We start from the raw sequence: 972 nt of genomic DNA, 5'->3' as shown, positions 1-972 counted from the left end.
TGCCCGCCCAGCCCGCCGCGGCCCTGGTCCGCGAGGTGGTCACCGCCGCCGGGCGGCTGCGCGGCGGACCGATCCCGACTGCCGGCAGGAGCGCCCACGATGGTCCGGCCGGCGTCGAAGGGCCCGTCGACGATCTCGGCCGCGCCGCGGATCTCGTCGCCCGGCTGGCCGCCGCGCACCCGGGTGACGTGGGGATCGCCGCCGCCCTGCTGCTCAACGACGTCACGCTGCGCCCGGGCCAGGGCCTGTTCCAGCCGGCCAGAATGCTGCACGCCTACGTCGCCGGCCTCGGCATCGAGATCATGGCCACGTCCGACAACGTGCTGCGCGGCGGCCTGACGCCCAAGCACATCGACGTCGACGAGCTGCTCCGGATCCTCGATCCGACGCCGACCGGCGCGCCGCTGCTCACCCCGCGCACCCGCAGCCTCAGCCCCAGCGGACTGTTGCGCGGCTGGGACGTCCCCGTCGCCGACTTCGCCCTGACCGAGGCGGTGCTCACCGGAGGGCGCCTCGCCGTGGGCCGTCCCACCGTGCTGCTGGTCGTCGACGGCGAGGTCGTGGCCGAGGCGAGTGCCGACGGGAAGCCCGTCGCCCCGCTCACTCTGCGCCGAGGCGCCTCCGCGCTGGTGACCGCCCCAGCGGACGTCAGCCTCACCGGGCACGGCCGGGTGTTCCTCGCCGCCCCGGGCGGCTGAGCCAGCGCTCCCACCGACGCAGCCGGACAGATGGGCGCGCAGCAGGGGGCGGGTCCGGCGGGTAGACGACCGATCAGCGGTAGACGACCGCCGGGTCGGCGACGGCCGCGGGAACGTCGATCACCCGCGGCGCACCCGAGAGCTGCACGACAGCCGACAGGATCCGCGGCAGGACGGCTCCGCTGCCCGGACCGGCGCCCGCGGCCGAGGTGAGATCTTCACCGCGGACGGCCAGCTCGTCGCCTCCTTCACCCAGGACGGCATGATCCGCCCG

Annotated in this window: 2 protein-coding genes; one reads left to right on the top strand and one right to left on the bottom strand. The window is 75.9% G+C overall.

Annotated elements, in window-relative coordinates; genetic code table 11:
• Positions 1-698, top strand: a 698-nt coding sequence (locus tag MXD58_RS25575; RefSeq protein ID WP_518478686.1) for a cupin domain-containing protein, incomplete at its 5' end; no start/stop codon positions are given.
• Between the two features lie 73 nt (positions 699-771).
• Here the strand turns inward: MXD58_RS25575 and MXD58_RS25570 are convergent.
• On the bottom strand, positions 772-972 hold a 201-nt coding region (locus MXD58_RS25570), incomplete at its 5' end, for a hypothetical protein (RefSeq protein ID WP_250610247.1).

This window comes from Frankia sp. AgKG'84/4 (genome assembly GCF_023242965.2).
Classification (GTDB): domain Bacteria; phylum Actinomycetota; class Actinomycetes; order Frankiales; family Frankiaceae; genus Frankia.
Note: the sequence above shows the minus strand (reverse complement) of the source record. Positions and strands in the feature narration are given on the sequence as shown.